We start from the raw sequence: 18102 nt of genomic DNA on the forward strand, positions 1-18102 counted from the left end.
TCAGCGGAGAATTACATCGTCGGGCTATTTCGATCACACTCGCCGCGCGATACGGAAGCGATTTACTTTGCAGCCTGCCAGGGTCTGATCCAAGCCAAGCCTTCTGAGGTTCCCGCTCGTGGCCGGTATTCGCAACCTATCCAGCCGTCATAGCCCAAATCATCCAGCAGTTGAAACAGATACGGGTAATTTACTTCGCCTTCGGATGGTTCATGGCGATCCGGCACACCGGCGATCTGTATATGGCCGATGCCGGCCTGCGGCCGGCGCATATCCCGCTGCAACTTGCGTGTGATATCGCCTTCCATAATCTGGCAGTGATACATATCGAACTGCACTTGCAAATGGCTGACGCCAATTTCTTCGCAGATTTCCTGCGCCATATTTTGCTCAGATAAAAAATATCCCGGCATATCACGGGTATTGATAGGTTCAATTAATACCGTCAGATTTTCACGCGAGGCCAGCAATGCCGCATACGCCAGATTACCCAGATAGACTGCGCGATGACGCGCCCTATCCTGCTCAGGCTGTATCAGCCCTGCCATCACATGAATATGGCGGTTGCCCAGCACGCGGGCGTATTCCAGCGCCTGATCAAAGCTACGCTTAAATTCGTCTTCGCGCCCCGGCAACGACGCCAGGCCACGTTCACCGGTTGCCCAGTTCCCCGGTGGCGCATTGAACAACACTTGCTGTAAATTATTCGCGTCCAGCAATTCACGTAATTGTAGTGCCGGATAATCGTAAGGAAACAGATATTCCACTCCAGTGAAACCATCTTTTGCCGCAGCAGCAAAACGTGCAGGAAAATCGACTTCGGCATACATCATGCTGAGATTGGCAGCAAAACGAGGCATGTATTTCTCCTTAAAAAACCCAGCATTCAGGCAGGCCTGACATTGACCGGATTCTGTTGATTTTTATTTTGGTCTATTTGCGTAGCGTTGCGCCAGTACGGCGCAGACCATCAGTTGCAGTTGATGGAACAGCATCACGGGTAACAACACCATGCCGACGGAACCGCTGGAAAATAAGACTTTCGCCATCGGTACACCGCTGGCCAGACTCTTTTTAGAACCACAAAAAACAATGGTGATTTCGTCTTCCTTACTAAAGCCAAGACGACGGCTGATCAGGGTAGTAAAACCCATCACCAATGCCAGTATCACCGCACTGATCAGTAGCAGGCCCAATAACATCAGCGTTGGCACCTGATGCCATAATCCTTGCACGACCGCTTCACTGAACGCCACGAATACCACCAGCAGAATCGAGCTCTGATCGACCATTTTTAATACGCTCGCATGTTTAGTGATCCATGCCTGTAAATACGGGCGCATGATCTGTCCAGCCACAAACGGTAACAGCAATTGATAAACGATCTTCAGCATCGCATCGGCAGACGAATGTCCATCACTGTTGGCTTTAATCAGCAGGCTGACCAATAAAGGCGTGATGAAGATGCCGAGCAGGTTACTCGCAGAAGCGCTGCAGACGGCGGCAGGAACATTACCACGCGCAACCGAGGTGAAAGCAATCGATGATTGCACCGTCGATGGCAGCAGACACAAATACAAAATTCCCAGATATAAATCCGGGGTTAATATGGTCAGCAAAGCTGGCTTGAGCAGCATCCCCAGCAAAGGAAATAAGGCGAATGTCACTCCCAGCACCAGCAAATGCAAACGCCAGTGCGTCATTCCTGCCACCACCGCCTCACGCGATAATTTAGCGCCGTGCATAAAGAACAGCAGCGCAATCATCAGTGTCGACAGATGATCAACGCTGACTGCAAGTTCTCCTTTTACCGGGAAAAAACTGGCGATCAGAATCACGCCCAGCAAAAGTAAAGTCATGTTGTCAGGTAAAAAGCGGGGGCGTTTCATAGGCGGCAATAGAAATAAAAACGAGCTTCATTGTACTTGAATCATCTGAAAATATTCCCCTCATCAAAATGCAATTCTGCTGTTCGCAAAACTATGACAGTCAAACTGCACCCAAGTACAACGCCGGGCACAAAAAATTGCGTTTTCAAATCAGAAAAAGGGAAATCTAAATCGTATAAAAAATAGTCAAACGAAGCAAAACCAGAAGATTCTCCGGAATTGCACGGGTTTTATCAAATCTGTGATTCATCTGCCTGTTACCTGAATTCATGCAATAGATTTACCTGTATATTTTTGCTTTTATCGCATCAACTATCACATTGTTCGTTACATCGTTTGTGATTACCTTTACCGGCTTTTGCCGGCAATACTCAACACCGGAGACTCTATGCAAAAACATCTGATCGCCAGCTTACTGGCACTCGCATTTGCCTTTCCTGCCAGCGGCTTTGCAGCGCACAACAACGACACTGAAGCGCAACGCTGGAATCTTACCGATCTGTATGCCAATCGCGCTGCATGGAACGCTGATGCAAAAAATCTGGAAACACAGTTAGTCCAGCTGCAAAAATGCAGCGGTCATCTGGGCGACAAGATCAGCAGCTTTAAATCCTGTCTCGATCTGAATGCGGATATTCTGAAACGTTATGCACGCCTGGCGACCTATGCGTCGCAATTCCGCGATCAGGATACCGGTGACAACGAGGGACAAGACATTGCGCAAAATGCGGATATCATCGGCAGCAAGCTCGAAGAAGCGAGTTCTTTCTTCCGTCCGGAGATACTGAAGCTGGGGCAAAAGAAAATCGATGCGTATCTGAATCAGGACAAATCACTCGCCGCCTACCGCTTTGGCCTGCACGACATACTGCGCGGCGCGCAACACACGCTGGATAAAAAAGGGGAAGAACTGATCGCAAGCTTTGGCATGGCAATGAATGCTCCCGCTGCTGTCTACTCAACATTGTCTAATGCAGAAATGCCGTGGCCAAAAGTCACGCTGTCGGATGGTCAGCAAGTCACCATCGATCAGGCCGCTTATACCAAATACCGCGCTTCACCGAACCGTGCTGACCGCAAGCTGGTGTTTGATGCGTTCTGGGGCAAATGGAAAGAGTTTGAACGCAGCTACGGCGTCACGTTTTACGAACAACTCAAGCGCGACGCCGTGTATGCCAAAGTGCGCAATTATCCTGATTCACTGACCCATGCGCTGGATGGCAACAATATACCGCGCGCTGTATATGACACGCTGGTCGATCAGACCCGCGCCAATTTACCTACACTGCATCGCTACTTCAAATTACGCGCGAAAATGCTCGGCGTACAAGATCTGCGCTATTTCGATATTTACCCGCAACTGGTTTCCGGCAATTTCACTTACAGCATCGACGACGGTGTGAAACTGATGCTGAGTTCAGTCAAACCGCTTGGCGACGATTACGTCAATGCGATTACCAAAGCGAGCACTGCGCGCTGGATGGACGTCTACCCTCGCCCACGCAAGCGTTCAGGTGCCTACATGTCTGGCGTCGCGTATGACGTACACCCATACATACTGCTGAATTACAACGACGATTACGAGTCAGTCTCTACACTCACGCATGAATGGGGCCATGCGATGCATTCGTATCTCGCCAATAAAAATCAGCCTTTCAGCACCGCTGACTACCCTATTTTCACCGCTGAAATTGCCTCGACCACCAACGAAGTATTATTGCTTGATCACATGCTGAAAATCGCGAAGAGCGACGATGAGCGTCTGCTGTATCTGGGTTCCGCACTGGAAAATTTGCGCGGCACATTCTTCCGTCAGGCCATGTTTGCTGACTTTGAACGCGAAGTGCATGCGCGTGTGGACAAAGGTGAATCACTGACTGGTGAGGGCCTCACTAAAATCTACGGCGACACCCTGAAGCGCTATCACGGCGATAAAGAAGGCGTCATGAAAATCGATGATGTCTATGCCACAGAATGGGCTTACATCCCGCATTTCTATAATCGCTTTTATGTCTTCCAGTATGCGACCTCGATTGCTGCCGGTTCTATGTTTGCCGATGAAATCCTGAAATCGCAAGCAGGCGCACGCGACAATTATCTGAATATCCTGAAAGCTGGTGGCTCTGCTTACCCTTACGATCTCGTAAAAAAAGCCGGGGTCGATCTGGCATCGCCAGCGCCATATCAAGCAGTGTTTAAACGCATGAACAGCATCATGGATCAGATTGAAGCCATCGTTGCAAAACGCTGAAACGCTGAGAAAGCGTAGTCAGTCAACCTCGTTCCCTGCTAATGGGAACGAGGTTTTTTTATATAAACAGGGCAATAAAAAATACTCATCAAACGAGCATAAGTGGAGAGTAAAACAAGAGCCGAATGCGGACGCGAACACCGATCAACCTAAAAAATCAGCGGAAGTCAACGAAATCCGTTGGTACGTCTCGCTTTATTTGATCGGCATCAAACAGCGAATAAGGTGCACAGAGTACAGTATAAAAAAATTCTGCGGAGACCGTTATGTGCGCCAGAAACTTCCATCCAATATCCATCGATATCATTCAGCAAGAACATCAGCATTTGTCTGCCGTCATACAGACCATGCTGGAATTTGTGCGTTCGACAGATAAAGGAGACGCGCCACCTGATCTTAAATTATTCCGCGCCATTCTTTTTTACATCAGCGAATATCCGGAAAAAGTACATCATCCTAAAGAAGACAAATTTCTGTTTTCCAAGATTAAAGAGCGTACACACCAGCTCGACAATGTGCTGGATGCGTTGATCGAACAACATGGCAACGGCGAATGTCTGGTACGCAATCTGCACAATGCGTTGCTGAAATACGAGTTTTGCGGAGCCCCGGCTTTTCGGCATTTCAGAGATCTGGCGGAGCAATATGCTCTTTTCTATTACGCGCACATGCACGCTGAGGAAAATGATGTGTTACCGGTCGCCAAACTGGTATTGAATGTCACCGATTGGCAGGAAGTCGATCAGGCATTTATGGAAAATCGCCATCAGCTTGACGACACAGGTGAACGTTATCGCTACGAACAATTGTTTTCCTACATCGTCAGTAACGGCTCTATCGCTGCGGGCGCTCCTGACCCACTGTAAAACACAGCTAATCTGCAAGGCGACGTCAACGTCTAGAAGATAAAACGATACCGGCAACAATCAGCAAAAACGCTACCGCATGAAACAGTTGTGGCGTCTCACCTAAAAATAACGATGACAGCAAAGCGGCAAACAAGGGCGTCAGGTTACTGAAAAACGCAGCGATACTTGGTCCGACCCGTTGTACGCCCATGCCCCAGCAGCGAAAGGCGATCAGCGCCGGACCGACTGCGACAAAAATGATCGCAGCGATCAGCGCACCGCTCCAGTGAATCACAGGAGCAACAAGCATCCATTCACCCGCCGCAAACAAACCCGACCACACCAGCCCGAAGCTGACCTGCGCCAATAAAAAATGTGACCAGTGATCACGCAACTCACCGTCGCCGCCACGTGTCAGCAGCCAGCTGTAAAGTGACCAGCAAATCGCTGCCAGCAGCATCAGCATATCGCCGGGAACCAGACGCAGCGCCATTAAATGCTGAAGCTCACCGCGACACAGCACCAGCAATACCCCAGCTATCGAGACGACCACACCGGCTACAGCAGAGCGGGAAATCGGCGCATGAAAAAATAAGCGCCCGATCAATAACATCCACACCGGCATGCTCGCTGCCACCAGCGTCACATTGATCGGCGTCGAACTTTGTAAAGCAAGATATTGCAAGGCGTTGTACATACCCACACCGAGCAGCCCGAGTAATGCGTAGCGATACCAGCGAAACCAGAATATGCTGCCACGTTTAAAAATACTGGCGGCCATCGTCAGCAAAATCAGAAAAGCGATTGCCCAGCGAAAGAAATTCAAGGTCACCGGCGGCACCATCGTATGTATCATACGTCCGACAACCGCATTACCTGCCCATAGCAGTGGTGCCAATACCAGTAAAAAAATGGTGCCGGGGGTCAGTTTATGATTCATACAAAATCGGAACAGGAAAGAAATGGCGGTCAGCAAAGTCCGACAGCATACCACCCTGACACAGGCCGCGGCGACCAGCATGATGGCTGCAATATGTCCGATTCACATCTAAAATACCGGCAGACGCTGCCATCGCTAAGTTGATGGCACAGCAAAAAGAGAGAAGGTGAAAAGTGAAATTATTAATTCTGGGCGGTACCGGCTTAGTGGGGCAGCAATTAATTGCGCAAGCCCTGGCGCACAATGATGTAACTCAAGTGATCGCGCCGACGCGCACCGCGTTGGCGCCGCATCCTAAACTACACAACCCCATCGTTGACTATGCCCACTTGCCACAGGATGCAGACTGGTGGCAGGCAGATGCGGTCTTATGTGCGCTCGGCACGACGATCAAGATCGCCGGATCAAAAGCCGCATTTTCCCGTATCGATCACGACTATGTAATAGCCGCTGCCAGCCTTGCCAAAGCCGCAGGTACACGGCATTTTGTGTATAACTCGGCACTCGGCGCGAATGCAGATGCCGGTTCCTTTTATTTACAGGTTAAAGGCCAAGTGGAAAATGATTTGCGTGCTTTGGGATTTTCAGCGCTGACAATAGTACGTCCATCACTGCTTAGCGGCGGCACCAGAAAAGATAAACGCCCGGCAGAAGCCTTTGCGATCTTCTTATCCCGCCTATTTGGCTCGCTGATACCGCGCCGTTACCGCGCGGTAGATGTCGCTGATGTTGCAGCCGCGATGCTGCATGCAACCATGAATGCAAGCTTTACTGCAACCGATGGCGTCGCGATTCTGGAGTCAGATCAATTGCAAGGTGCGCTGACACGCAAGACAGAAAAATCTAGGCAAGTCCAATAAAAATATGCCTCTCCAGCCAAAAAGCACTGGAAAGGCACGTATTTATTCAGGTATTCACTGCAATTTCCACAGCAATTAACGCTGCATACTTTCCCAGACTTTCTGCAAGCGCTTCACCGACACCGGCATCGGCGTGCGCAACTCCTGCGCAAACAAGGACACCCGCAACTCTTCCAGCAACCAGCGGAATTCCAGCAACTTAGGATCAGCATCGGCTCCCGTTTTGCGTGGCACGCGCTGCCAAGGCTGGGCAACGCTGTTCCACTCGGCCATCAATTTAGCGTCACGCGCCGGATCGGCACGCAGCTTATCCATACGTATCGTGATCGCTTTCAGATAACGCGGAAAATGCGCCAGCTGGCTGAAATCCGTCTCGGCGATAAAGCGTTTAGTGATCAGCATCTGCAACTGATTCTGGATATCGGCTGCTGCTTGCGCGTGGGCTTTGATGCCTTGAATTTTCTTCGGCAGGCTGTGATATTCCGCCAGAATCTGCCCCGCCATGCGGGCGATTTCATTCGCCAGTAAATTCAGACGCGCCTTTCCTTCCTCGCGGCGGATATTGAATTCACCCGAATTGCCTGGCAGCGGCTGCTGCAGACACGCGCGTTCAATCGCCGTCTGGATAATCTGTTCGCGCAATTCTTCCTGCGAGCCCAGCGCCATAAATTGCATGCCCATTTGCTGAAGGCCGGGAATATTTTTCTCAAGGAACTTCACCTGCTCTTTGAGTTGCAAGGCAAACAGACGGCGCAAGCCTATGCGGTGCACCCGCGCTGCTTCGTCAGGATCGTCAAATACCTCGATATGACAATGCGTGAGCTTGTCCACCAATGCCGGGTACCCGATCAGGGTTTGCTTACCCTGCTGTACTTCCAGCAATTCCGGCAAGCTGTCAAAAGTCCAGCCAGTGAAATTTTCCTGCTTCAGCGCTGGCATTGCGCCTGCAGACGCTGCGCTTCCATTTTTATTCGCTGCGGAGGCGCGTGAGGTCTCTGCCGCTGCGGACGCTTTACCCTGATTTGCACCACGCACATTTGCTGCCTGTGCATCCAACAGCGCCAGCTTTTCTGCACTCGCAATCTTCTGGAAACTTTCACGCGCCTGCCCGCCAAATTCAGCGCGCAGATTCGCCAGATTCCGCCCCATTTCTAACTGGCGACCATGTTCATCCACCACTTTAAAATTCATCGTCAGATGCACAGGCACGGTTTCAAATTTAAAATCCGTGGTTTTGCACAGCAAACCTTTTTGCTCGCGGATATCGGCAATCACGGCATCCAGAAAATTGCCCTTACCAAAGTCATTGCGCTCACAAAATCCTGCCGCATATTCCGGCAAAGGCACGCAATGACGGCGTATTTTTTGCGGCAATGATTTGATCAGCAAATGCACTTTTTCTTTCAGCATACCGGGCACCAGCCACTCACAGCGTTCTGCCGACACCTGATTCAGCGAAAACAAAGGCACAGTCAGCGTCACACCATCACGTGGGCTGCCGGGTTCAAAATGGTAGCTGAGTTGCAGCGCCACACCGGATACCTGCATGGTTTTCGGGAATAAATCCGTCGTCACGCCTGCTGCCTCGTGGCGCATCAGATCGTCTTTATTCAGATGCAGCAGTTTGGGATTGGCTTTGATCGCTTCTTTATGCCATTCTTCAAACAGCACTGCGTTATACACGTCAGGCGGAATCAGCTTGTCGTAAAACGCGACGATCAGTTCAGCATCGACCAGCACATCGAGGCGGCGCGATTTGTGTTCCAGATTTTCAATCTCACGCACCAGTTTCTGGTTGTGGGCAAAAAACGGCGCACGCGTCTCGAACTCACCTTCCACCAATGCTTCACGGATAAAAATCTCACGCGCCTCGACCGGGTGATACAAACCATACTGAATCCGGCGCTGGCTGTAGACGACCAATCCATACAGGGTCGCTCGTTCAAACGCCGACACCTGACCCGTCCGCTTTTCCCAACGCGGCTCGCCATAGGATTTTTTCAGTAAATGACCGCCGATTTTTTCCAGCCATTCCGGCTGTATCTGGGCGATGCAACGGCCATACAAGCGCGTCGTATCGACCAGCTCTGCCGCCATAATCCAGCGTCCGGCTTTTTTCGCCAGACTGGAGCCGGGCCAGATATAAAATTTGATACTACGGGCACCGAGGTAATGCGCTTCTTCCTCGGATTTATAACCGATATTCCCGAGTAAGCCAGTCAGTAAAGACAAATGCAGTTGTTCATAAGTGGCCGCAGTTTCATTTAGGCGCCAACCCTGCTCTTTCACGATGGTCAGCAATTGCGAATGCACCTCGCGCCATTCGCGCAGACGCATCTGGCTCAGGAAATTGCTACGGCAATTATCCTGCAACTGACGGTTCGTTTTTTTGTGCTCTATCGCGTCTTCAAACCATTTCCAGATTTTCAGATACGAGATGAATTCAGATTTTTCATCGGCAAATTTCTTATGCGCCTGATCGGCAGCCGCCTGCGCGTCCATCGGCCGGTCGCGTGGGTCTTGCACCGATAAAGCGGCAGCAATGATCAGCACTTCCTGCAATGCCTGATTATCACGCGCTGCGAGGATCATGCGCCCGACTCGCGGGTCCAACGGCAACTTTGCTAATTGCCGCCCGACTGCTGTGAGCTGATTGGTATCGTCCATCGCCCCCAACTCTTGCAAGAGCTGATAGCCATCGGCAATCGCCCTGCCCGGCGGTGGTTCAATAAACGGGAAAGTTTCCACATCGGTGAGTCGCAAAGACTTCATCCGCAAAATAACGGCAGCCAGCGAAGAACGCAAAATCTCCGGTTCAGTAAACCGGATACGCTGATTAAATTCCTGCTCGTCAAACAGGCGTATGCAAACACCGGCTGATACACGTCCGCAACGACCTGCACGCTGGTTCGCCGCCGATTGCGCAATCGATTCAACCTGTAACTGCTCTACCTTGTTCCGGTAGCTGTAACGCTTGACGCGCGCCAGGCCGGTATCAACCACAAAACGGATGCCCGGCACTGTCAGCGAAGTTTCAGCCACATTCGTCGCTAGCACGATACGGCGTGAATTCGATACCTTGAACACCCGCTCCTGCTCTTGTGCCGACAAGCGTGCAAATAAAGGCAGTATCTCGACATGTGGCGGATGATGTTTGCGTAAGGCTTCCGCCGCATCGCGGATTTCGCGCTCGCCCGGCAAAAACACCAGCACATCACCAGAACCGATACGACACAACTCATCGACAGCATCGGTGATCGCAGTCATCAGATCGCGCTCTTTATCTTTATCGGTGTCTTGTACCGGGCGATAACGCAATTCCACCGGATACAGCCGCCCCGATACTTCTATGACCGGCGCAGGTTTAGGTTCTGCTCCACGCGGATTGCCAGCATCGTCGGCAAAATGCTTGGCAAAGCGTTGCGCATCAATCGTCGCGGACGTGATAATGATCTTCAGATCGCGGCGCTTCGGCAGCAATTGCTTGAGGTAACCCAGCAGGAAATCAATATTCAGGCTGCGTTCATGCGCCTCATCAATAATGATGGTGTCGTACTGGCGCAGCAAGGGGTCGGTCTGCGTTTCTGCCAGCAAAATACCGTCGGTCATCAGCTTGACCGACGCACCTTTGCTCAGGGTATCGGTAAAACGCACTTTAAAACCGACATGCTCGCCGAGTGGTGAATTCAGTTCCTGCGCAATCCGTTTGGCCGTCGAGGATGCCGCAATCCGGCGCGGCTGGGTATGACCGATCAAGCCTTTGCGCCCACGCCCGAGTTCCAGGCATATTTTTGGCAACTGCGTGGTTTTACCGGAACCGGTTTCGCCGCAGACGATGATCACCTGATGCTTTTGCAAAGCTTCTGCAATCTCGGCACGCTTACCGGACACAGGTAATTCTTCCGGAAACGTAATGACCGGCAGAGGGTTGCGGAAAGGCAGACTGCTTTCATCAGCTACTACAGCAGCCGTGGCAGCGCTAGCAGCTTTAGCATTGGCGGGCTTCGCGCCAACACGCACCGGCGACTGCCCGGCAGGCTTAGCTGCGGCTCGCTGAGAACGCCCACGCTGATCTGGCGATGATGCTGACGACGCCGACGATGCTGATGACGCTGCTTGTCGCACCTGCGCGACCGGCGGCTTCGCTGCCGGCGTTGCCGGTTTTTCTGCCACTGGTGCAGCTTGCCGCAATTGTTGACGTAGCTCACGCAACCCCGACAAACCATCTATCGTGGTGGACGTTGCTTTTTTTTGGGAATTTTTAGGTGTTTTATTTGAAGACATAGCGCTGCGCATTATCCCTGATTTTTACGCTGCACAGGAAATGTTGCACTGCTCACCACAACACTGCGGTTTCACCCCGATCAAAACAAAATTGTGAATCGATACGTATCAGACTTGCAACAAGCATCAAATCATATAAATAAATCCTTGCATTATTTCTTTGCCTATAATGAAGAAAACAAAAATTTGAGACCATCACCTTACGTCTACGACCCATTTTGCGTAGCTATTTCGCAATCCAAAGTAGCCTAGATTGCTGTCTAAATGAAGAACCTGTTTCATCAACAAAATTGAAATGTGTTTCAGTCAAAATACAGACGCGTGAGGATTAAAATGAAAACTTGGATTATTCTGCTCTTCGCCAGTTTGCTGAGCGCCTGCGCCAGCCAACCCAACCAAAAATTAAGTAACCTACAACTTCACGATCAGGGCTTTGGCCCGGCACCGACATCCATCAATGCAGAAGATGTCATGGCGGTCAGCAACGAAATGCATACGTACATAAAAAATGAAATTGCTACCCAGCTACGTGGAAAATCCCCACAAAAAGCCCTGTTTGAAGCACTTTCCACCAAAGGCCAGATCAAGCTTGAATACGATGCGGAAATGACCCGCAATGCGGCACAGGCCTTCAACGCCCGCTCCGGAAATTGCCTGTCGCTGGTGTTGATGACTGCAGCACTGGCAAAAGAACTGGGCATGAGTGTGCAATTTCAAAATGTCATGATGAATGAATCCTGGAGCCGCAACAAAGATATTTATTTTGCGGTAGGACATGTGAATATCGTACTGGGAAACAAATCGGTATTTAGGAACTCCGCGCAGGAATATAGTCAATCCATGGTGATAGATTTTCTCCCTCCCAAGGATCTGCGTGGTCAGCGTGCGGAACTGATAGCTGAAGCCACCGTCATTGCCATGTATTTCAACAACCGCGCCGCTGAATCGCTGGCACAACATCAGGTCAACGACGCTTACTGGTTTGCCCGTGCCGCACTGATGAGCGACCCTGATTTCATGGCCGCCTACAATACCCTTGGCGTGGTATATCACCAGCATGGAGATCTGGCGTTATCTGAAACTGTCTTCAAGCAGATTCTAAGCAAAGAAAAAGAAAACACGATGGCGCTCAGCAATCTGATCGAAGTATTGCGCAAAGTCGACCGCCAGTCTGAAGCACAGGTATATGCCGACAGGCTGGCAAACCTGCAACCGAATGCTCCCTTCCACTACTTTAACCGTGGCATGGCGGCCATGGATCGTGGTGAATACGCCGAAGCCAAAGCCCTGTTCAAACGGGAAATAAAACGCGACCCAAATTATGACGAATTCCATTTATGGCTTGCACTGGCACATTTAAAACTGGGTGAAACCAAGGACGCGATAGAAGAACTTACACTGGCACAGGCCAACAGCACCACGCGCAAGGCCCGGAATTTATATGCAGGCAAACTGGAAAGGATTAAAGCCACGTACCATTAAGCCATTCAAATATTAGCGATCAGGCACTTACCGATACGAGATCCGGCGTCTGATTGACAACAATGTGGAAATTCGACCACGTTGCAAGGTCATCTGCTTTCTCGTCTAAGATTATAATTGGCGGATGGAAAATCCTGTTCAATTCGTTCAATGGCTGCGCTCAGTCGCGCCGTATATTCACGCCTTTCGTGGCAAAACCTTTGTGGTCGCCTTTCCCGGCGAACTGGTCATGGCAGGTGCACTGCCCGTGCTGGCACAGGATTTGTCTTTATTGCACGCACTTGGCATCAAAATTGTCATCGTCCACGGCTCTCGCCCACAGGTCGCTGAACAACTCGCCTTGCGTAACGTGGAAGGTCGTTTTCACAATGGTATCCGGATTACCGATATCGCCGCACTCGAATGCTCGAAAGAGGCCGCTGGCGAATTGCGTCTCGATATCGAAGCAGCATTCAGTCAGGGCTTGCCTAACACCCCGATGGCGCACGCCGCCATACGCCTGATTTCCGGTAATTTCGTCACTGCTAAACCGATAGGCATCGTTGATGGCATAGACTTCGGCCTGACAGGCACCGCGCGCAAAGTCGCTTACGACACCATAGGCCGTATTCTGGATGGTGGCAGCCTGGTTTTGCTGGGGCCACTCGGTTTCTCTCCTACCGGCGAAGCATTCAACCTGACGATGGAAGATGTCGCCGTCTCAGCCGCCAGTGCGCTGCGCGCCGACAAGCTGATTTTCATTTCAGAAACGCCGATGATGATGGATCGCGAAGGCGCTGAAATCCGCGAGCTCTCCTTCATTCAGGCAGAAAAAGAATTAGCTGCCAATTACCTGCCGCCGGATTCTGCGTTTTATCTGGAGCATGCAGTCAAAGCCTCGCGCGGCGGCGTGCCGCGTATTCATATCGTGCCGTATGAAATGGACGGCTCCGCATTGCTGGAACTGTTTACGCATGATGGCGTCGGCACGATGGTATCGTCAGAAAATCTGGAAAGTCTGCGCGAAGCGACGATTGAAGATGTCGGCGGCATTATTAAACTGATAGAACCGCTCGAAGCCGACGGCACGCTGGTGAAACGTGGCCGCGAACTGATAGAGCGCGAAATCAATTACTTCTCGGTGATTGAACATGATGGCGTGATTTTCGGCTGCGCTGCCTTATATCCATTCCCGTTTGAAAAAATGGGCGAAATGGCCTGCCTGACGGTCAATCCGGACGTACAGAGTCAGGGCGACGGTGAACGTATTCTGAAACACATAGAAAAACGTGCACGCCGCGCTGGCTTTCATTCACTGTTTGTGCTGACAACCCGTACCGAACACTGGTTCCTGAAACGCGGTTTTGTCAAAGCAACCGTTGATGATTTGCCGAAAGACCGGCAAAAAATGTACAACTGGCAGCGCAAGTCATTGGTGCTGATCAAGCAGCTCTGATCACTTGGCTTTATAATCCACGGCGATTGAATTACTGTGACGTCCGCTGTGTTTTGACGAATTACTAAGGAGTATTACTATGGCCCGTATGGTCCACTGCATCAAACTGAACAAAGAAGCCGAAGGCCTGGATTTCCCGCCATATCCGGGTGAGCTGGGTAAAAAGATCTATGAAAGCGTATCCAAAGAAGCCTGGGCTGGTTGGATGAAACATCAGACCATGCTGGTCAATGAAAACCGCCTGAACCTTGCCGACACCCGCGCCCGTAAATATCTGGCGACGCAGATGGAAAAACATTTCTTTGGTGACGGTGCCGATGCCGCTGCCGGTTATGTACCTCCAACGGAATAATCACCTTCCGCTCAGATAAAAAGCCCGCAACCCGCGGGCTTTTTTCTTAGTAACGCATAAAAATCAGCACGCAACGTATCGATATCGGCATGATGGTATTTCGTCATACCAAAGAATCACAGTTATTTAAAAAGTCAGTTTTTGCTGTTTTTATGGGAAACCTGTGCATTTTTGTGTTTTCTTAAGATTTTGTTCAGAAATGCCATCTATGCTGAGCATTCTCACTGATATTTCTATTCCAAAATGCACCTAACCCTGGGTTCAACGATGAACATCTACAAAAAACGGGCAGCACTCAGGATAGGACTGGTCAGTCTGCTGCTGGCGATACTTGGCAGCCCTCTGGCCTGGCTGATTTCACGCGAAAATGCCGAAGAAGAAGTCGTTTTGTTTGCCATCGAAGAAAGTCGCCGCCCGCTAGCGTTTCTGAACGATGCAAGCAAATCTGATACCGATAACGCCAGACAAGCACAAAATGGCGCAAACATTCTGACCAGCGGCATATTCGACATTGCCGAAGTCTACGATGCGCAAGGCAAAAAATTAGCTGAACAAATGACACCGACCGGAAGTCTGGTTGAAAACCAGTTGCCACATCATGCACGCCCAAACTATCAGGATACGCACTACGAAAATAATGCGATCAGTCTGGAAGGAGAAAAAAGAACGGCCATCCGCGTGTTCGTTCCGCTGTTTGACAAGCAAAAGAAACTGAGTGGCTATTTTGAAGGTGTGCGCGTGATACCCGAATGGCAAATGCAGCAAATTTCTGCCGATGCCAGCATCGTTGCGCTGATGGTGGCGATTGCGTCATTGCTGTGCGGGACGACGATTTACCCGGTGGTCACCTACCTCGCGAAAGAAAACGAACGCAAAACGCTGCAGATCTATGAATCGCACATTTCGATGATGGAAGCGCTCGGGCGCGCCATCGCAAAACGGGATTCAGATACCGGCGCGCACAATTATCGGGTTGCCTGGATGTCGGCGCTGATGGGCGAGAAGCGTGGCTTGAGCGGCGAACACATGCAAGGCCTGATCATCGGCAGTTTTTTGCACGATGTCGGCAAAATCGGTATTCCGGATGCGATCCTGTTAAAGCCGGGAAAACATACGCCGGAAGAAATGCAGATTATGCGCACCCATGTTGAACATGGCGAACAGATCGTCAAAGGAGCAGGCTGGTTACTCAGCGTAGCCGCCGTGGTCGCGGCCCATCATGAAAAATGGGATGGCCAGGGTTATCCGCGTGGGCTACAGGGCGACGCCATTCCTTTGGAAGCCAGGATATTTGCGATTGTGGATGTATTTGATGCCTTGTGCTCAAAACGTCCGTACAAAGAACCGTTCAGCTACGAGCAAGCAATAGCGATTTTACGGGAAGGCGCAGGCAGCCATTTCGACCCAGATCTGCTGGCACAATTTCTCGACATCGCCAGTTCAGTCTACAACACGATCTCGTCCATGAACGAAGAACAAATACACGCATTACTCAGAGAAACCATGACACGCCACTTCGTCATCACTGCATGAGCGGCGTCAAAACTCTGCTTCATCTTACAGATGCGGTGAGTGTCGTATCAGTGCAACCTCAGCCAGCATTTCAATGTCAGCACAATCGAGAATGCTAAAATATTAAGCACGATTTGTTCTGACAAGGTTGACATCATGTACCGGACTATCCTCACCGCTCTCAGCCGCTTGTTCAGCATTTTCATGTTACTGGCACTCGTTTCCTGTGGATCAGGCGACACCTCTGCAAATAAAGAAACGGTCGCACCAGTTGCCGGCATTCGTGCCATCACGGCAAGTGGTGCGGTCAGCGACACAATCTATGTTTTGCCCGAAACAGGCTGGTACTGGAACCCGGCAGAAGGCGGTCGTGGCTTTGCGATTGAACGTCAGGGAGACAAGATATTTTTGTCTGGTTTTCTGTACGAAAGCAATGGCCATCCGACCTGGTATGTCACCACGATGGAAATGCAGTCGAACAAACAATTTATAGGATCGCTGGCGCGTTTTGCCGGCGGGCAGAGTCTGAGTGGCGACTATAAAGGTGCGACGCAGAGTCAGGTTGGATATGCAGTACTCTCGTTTACGTCCGCGACTGAAGGTACGCTGTATGTCACGCCGGATACCGGTGAAAACGCGATTACGGTCAAACTGCAGCGGTTTCCGATTTCCACTCCGACGCCGTTTCAGGCTTCGGCAGCCAGTTTTCAGAATGGCTGGTGGTGGAGCGACAAAGAAGGCGGGCGCGGCTATTTTATTGAAGTACAGGGCAATCAGGCCTTTATCGGCAGCTTCATGTACGACAACGCTGGCGAACCGACCTGGTACGTCAGTTCCGCCACATTATCCGCACCGAACAAACTCAGCGGATCACTGCAGGAATATGCTGGCGGTCAGACCTTAATCGGCGGCTACAAATCAGCGGGACTAAAAGCCAATGCAGGTGATATGAGCTTCAACTTCACTGCCGCCGATGCCGCGACGATGACACTGCCAAACGGAAAGCCGGTACAACTCAGCCGTTTTGGATTCAGCACCTCAACCAGTTCTGCACCGCCGTCAGTCAATTGCACCTCACCGCAAATACTGCAAAATGGCAATTGCGTCACCGCCACCGCGCCGGTTCCGATTCGTCCTGTGTTTTATTTCACCATCACTCCGGTTCAAAGCGGAAACTATTACGGTGTCATGCTCTGCTATGCAGGCCCTTACGATTGCGACACACTGGTCAATTCCATTTTTGTCAGCAATGAAGAGTTACAAGACCCGGATACCGCCGAAGCCTTAATTTATGCCAAAAGCGTTGCGGAAGAATTCCGCCAGATCATCGACCGGCTGTGGCGGGCAAAAACCTACCCGAGCAATACAGCCCTGGCAACGGCCTTCCGCACAGCGATACAAAACAATCTCGCAAACCGTGGTAAAACCGCTGTCAATGACGCGACCAATTATCTGATGACGGCTGGCTATCCGGCCGCTTCCACCGCAACCCCAGTCACGCCAACCTGCTATGCACCACAAATACCGCAGAATGGTGTGTGCGTCACGCCGCCGACACCAGTGACCTGCAAAGCGCCACAAATACTCTCTAACGGTTCCTGCGTCACGCCACTACCTTTGGATGTGAGACCAATATACGGCGCCTACGGCATCGCTACGCCGCAAAATCATAAACAGTTTTCAGATGCAATTTGCGATAGCTGGCAAGTCATCGGCGCGCCCGTGGTGCTCAGCACTTGCACGACCAAATCGGGTTACTGGGGCTATGAAGTCATCGAAAACCGCAGCGCCACAACGGCCAGAATTTGCTACAAAGCGTATTTCCATAGTGGTGCAGCGCCAGATAAAGGCTGTTACTCCTACATGAAATCGATGGAAATAATGACGCCATATTGCCCTGACTGCGCCAGCAAAAAAGGAGGCGCAAGACAAATCGACTTAACCGAATTCACACCGCAGTAACATGGTCACCCCAACCTCATGCCTGCGGCATGCCAAAAGGATGCCTGGAAGCTTAAAATATACTCCCCCCAGTATATAAAACAGCCCTTTGTTTATAAGGAGATGATGGTGGTTTTATTAAATTATTGGGGGAGTATGCAAAAATGGCTGTCATTGACAGCCATTTTTATGTTCACCGATCTGTTTGAGTCCATTGCGAATCAATTGCAAATCAGTCGCAGGTCTGTCGTGAAAATTACCGCATTTCACTCAGAATGAGCACTCAGAATGAGCACTCAGAATGAGCA

General features: G+C 50.8%; 12 protein-coding genes. 8 read left to right on the plus strand and 4 right to left on the minus strand.

Annotated features, from left to right (window positions below; genetic code table 11):
- Positions 1-62: 62 nt before the first annotated feature.
- Positions 63-860: a 2-oxo-tetronate isomerase gene (gene otnI, locus H8K29_RS14355; RefSeq protein WP_186898132.1), complete on the minus strand. Its 798-nt coding sequence runs from the start codon at positions 858-860 to the stop codon at positions 63-65.
- Between the two features lie 63 nt (positions 861-923).
- Positions 924-1889, minus strand: a complete 966-nt coding sequence (locus tag H8K29_RS14360) for a bile acid:sodium symporter family protein (RefSeq protein ID WP_186898133.1) — start codon at positions 1887-1889, stop codon at positions 924-926.
- Between the two features lie 388 nt (positions 1890-2277).
- Here H8K29_RS14360 and pepF point away from each other — a divergent pair, with 388 nt between their 5' ends.
- Together pepF and H8K29_RS14370 are read left to right on the plus strand one after the other, a co-directional pair.
- A complete protein-coding gene (gene pepF, locus H8K29_RS14365; protein ID WP_186898134.1) occupies positions 2278-4140 on the plus strand; it encodes an oligoendopeptidase F in 1863 nt (620 codons plus the stop codon).
- Between the two features lie 266 nt (positions 4141-4406).
- Positions 4407-5006, plus strand: a complete 600-nt coding sequence (locus H8K29_RS14370) for a hemerythrin domain-containing protein (RefSeq protein ID WP_186898135.1) — start codon at positions 4407-4409, stop codon at positions 5004-5006.
- A 25-nt stretch (positions 5007-5031) separates the two neighbouring features.
- Here H8K29_RS14370 and H8K29_RS14375 read toward each other — a convergent pair whose 3' ends face one another.
- Entirely contained in the window at positions 5032-5928 is an 897-nt protein-coding gene (locus H8K29_RS14375; protein WP_186898136.1) for a DMT family transporter, read from the minus strand.
- A 173-nt stretch (positions 5929-6101) separates the two neighbouring features.
- On the opposite strand from H8K29_RS14375, the gene H8K29_RS14380 reads away from it, so the two are divergent.
- On the plus strand, positions 6102-6788 hold the full coding sequence (locus H8K29_RS14380) for an NAD(P)H-binding protein (RefSeq protein ID WP_186898137.1): 687 nt from the start codon (positions 6102-6104) through the stop codon (positions 6786-6788).
- A gap of 75 nt (positions 6789-6863) precedes the next feature.
- Here the strand turns inward: H8K29_RS14380 and hrpA are convergent, their stop codons facing one another.
- The gene (gene hrpA / locus H8K29_RS14385; protein WP_186898138.1) at positions 6864-11072 is read right to left on the minus strand and encodes an ATP-dependent RNA helicase HrpA; all 4209 of its coding nucleotides are present in this window, start codon (positions 11070-11072) and stop codon (positions 6864-6866) included.
- 333 nt (positions 11073-11405) lie between these two features.
- Here hrpA and H8K29_RS14390 point away from each other — a divergent pair, with 333 nt between their 5' ends.
- The 5 genes from H8K29_RS14390 to H8K29_RS14410 all read left to right on the plus strand — a co-directional run bounded on the left by H8K29_RS14390 (position 11406) and on the right by H8K29_RS14410 (position 17815).
- Positions 11406-12554: a tetratricopeptide repeat protein gene (locus tag H8K29_RS14390; protein ID WP_186898139.1), complete on the plus strand. Its 1149-nt coding sequence runs from the start codon at positions 11406-11408 to the stop codon at positions 12552-12554.
- A gap of 124 nt (positions 12555-12678) precedes the next feature.
- A complete protein-coding gene (gene argA / locus H8K29_RS14395; RefSeq protein WP_186898140.1) occupies positions 12679-13989 on the plus strand; it encodes an amino-acid N-acetyltransferase in 1311 nt (436 codons plus the stop codon).
- Positions 13990-14068: 79 nt separating this feature from the next.
- Positions 14069-14341, plus strand: a complete 273-nt coding sequence (locus H8K29_RS14400; RefSeq protein ID WP_186885801.1) for an oxidative damage protection protein — start codon at positions 14069-14071, stop codon at positions 14339-14341.
- A 267-nt stretch (positions 14342-14608) separates the two neighbouring features.
- Complete coding sequence (locus tag H8K29_RS14405; RefSeq protein WP_186898141.1) at positions 14609-15874, plus strand: HD-GYP domain-containing protein; 1266 nt, start codon at positions 14609-14611, stop codon at positions 15872-15874.
- 135 nt (positions 15875-16009) lie between these two features.
- On the plus strand, positions 16010-17815 hold the full coding sequence (locus H8K29_RS14410; RefSeq protein ID WP_186898142.1) for a hypothetical protein: 1806 nt from the start codon (positions 16010-16012) through the stop codon (positions 17813-17815).
- Positions 17816-18102: the final 287 nt, after the last annotated feature.

Origin of the sequence: Undibacterium sp. CY21W, assembly GCF_014284265.1 — a bacterium.
GTDB classification, from domain to species: Bacteria; Pseudomonadota; Gammaproteobacteria; order Burkholderiales; family Burkholderiaceae_D; genus Undibacterium; species Undibacterium aquatile.

What these genes read in the sequence shown, in the direction of transcription:
- H8K29_RS14360 (WP_186898133.1), bottom strand. Translation starts at nt 1,889, where the DNA reads ATGAAACGCCCCCGCTTTTTACCTGACAACATGACTTTACTTTTGCTG.
- H8K29_RS14375 (WP_186898136.1), bottom strand. Translation starts at nt 5,928, where the DNA reads ATGAATCATAAACTGACCCCCGGCACCATTTTTTTACTGGTATTGGCA.
- otnI (WP_186898132.1), bottom strand. Translation starts at nt 860, where the DNA reads ATGCCTCGTTTTGCTGCCAATCTCAGCATGATGTATGCCGAAGTCGAT.
- H8K29_RS14405 (WP_186898141.1), top strand. Translation starts at nt 14,609, where the DNA reads ATGAACATCTACAAAAAACGGGCAGCACTCAGGATAGGACTGGTCAGT.
- pepF (WP_186898134.1), top strand. Translation starts at nt 2,278, where the DNA reads ATGCAAAAACATCTGATCGCCAGCTTACTGGCACTCGCATTTGCCTTT.
- H8K29_RS14410 (WP_186898142.1), top strand. Translation starts at nt 16,010, where the DNA reads ATGTACCGGACTATCCTCACCGCTCTCAGCCGCTTGTTCAGCATTTTC.
- H8K29_RS14390 (WP_186898139.1), top strand. Translation starts at nt 11,406, where the DNA reads ATGAAAACTTGGATTATTCTGCTCTTCGCCAGTTTGCTGAGCGCCTGC.
- H8K29_RS14370 (WP_186898135.1), top strand. Translation starts at nt 4,407, where the DNA reads ATGTGCGCCAGAAACTTCCATCCAATATCCATCGATATCATTCAGCAA.
- hrpA (WP_186898138.1), bottom strand. Translation starts at nt 11,072, where the DNA reads ATGTCTTCAAATAAAACACCTAAAAATTCCCAAAAAAAAGCAACGTCC.
- argA (WP_186898140.1), top strand. Translation starts at nt 12,679, where the DNA reads ATGGAAAATCCTGTTCAATTCGTTCAATGGCTGCGCTCAGTCGCGCCG.
- H8K29_RS14400 (WP_186885801.1), top strand. Translation starts at nt 14,069, where the DNA reads ATGGCCCGTATGGTCCACTGCATCAAACTGAACAAAGAAGCCGAAGGC.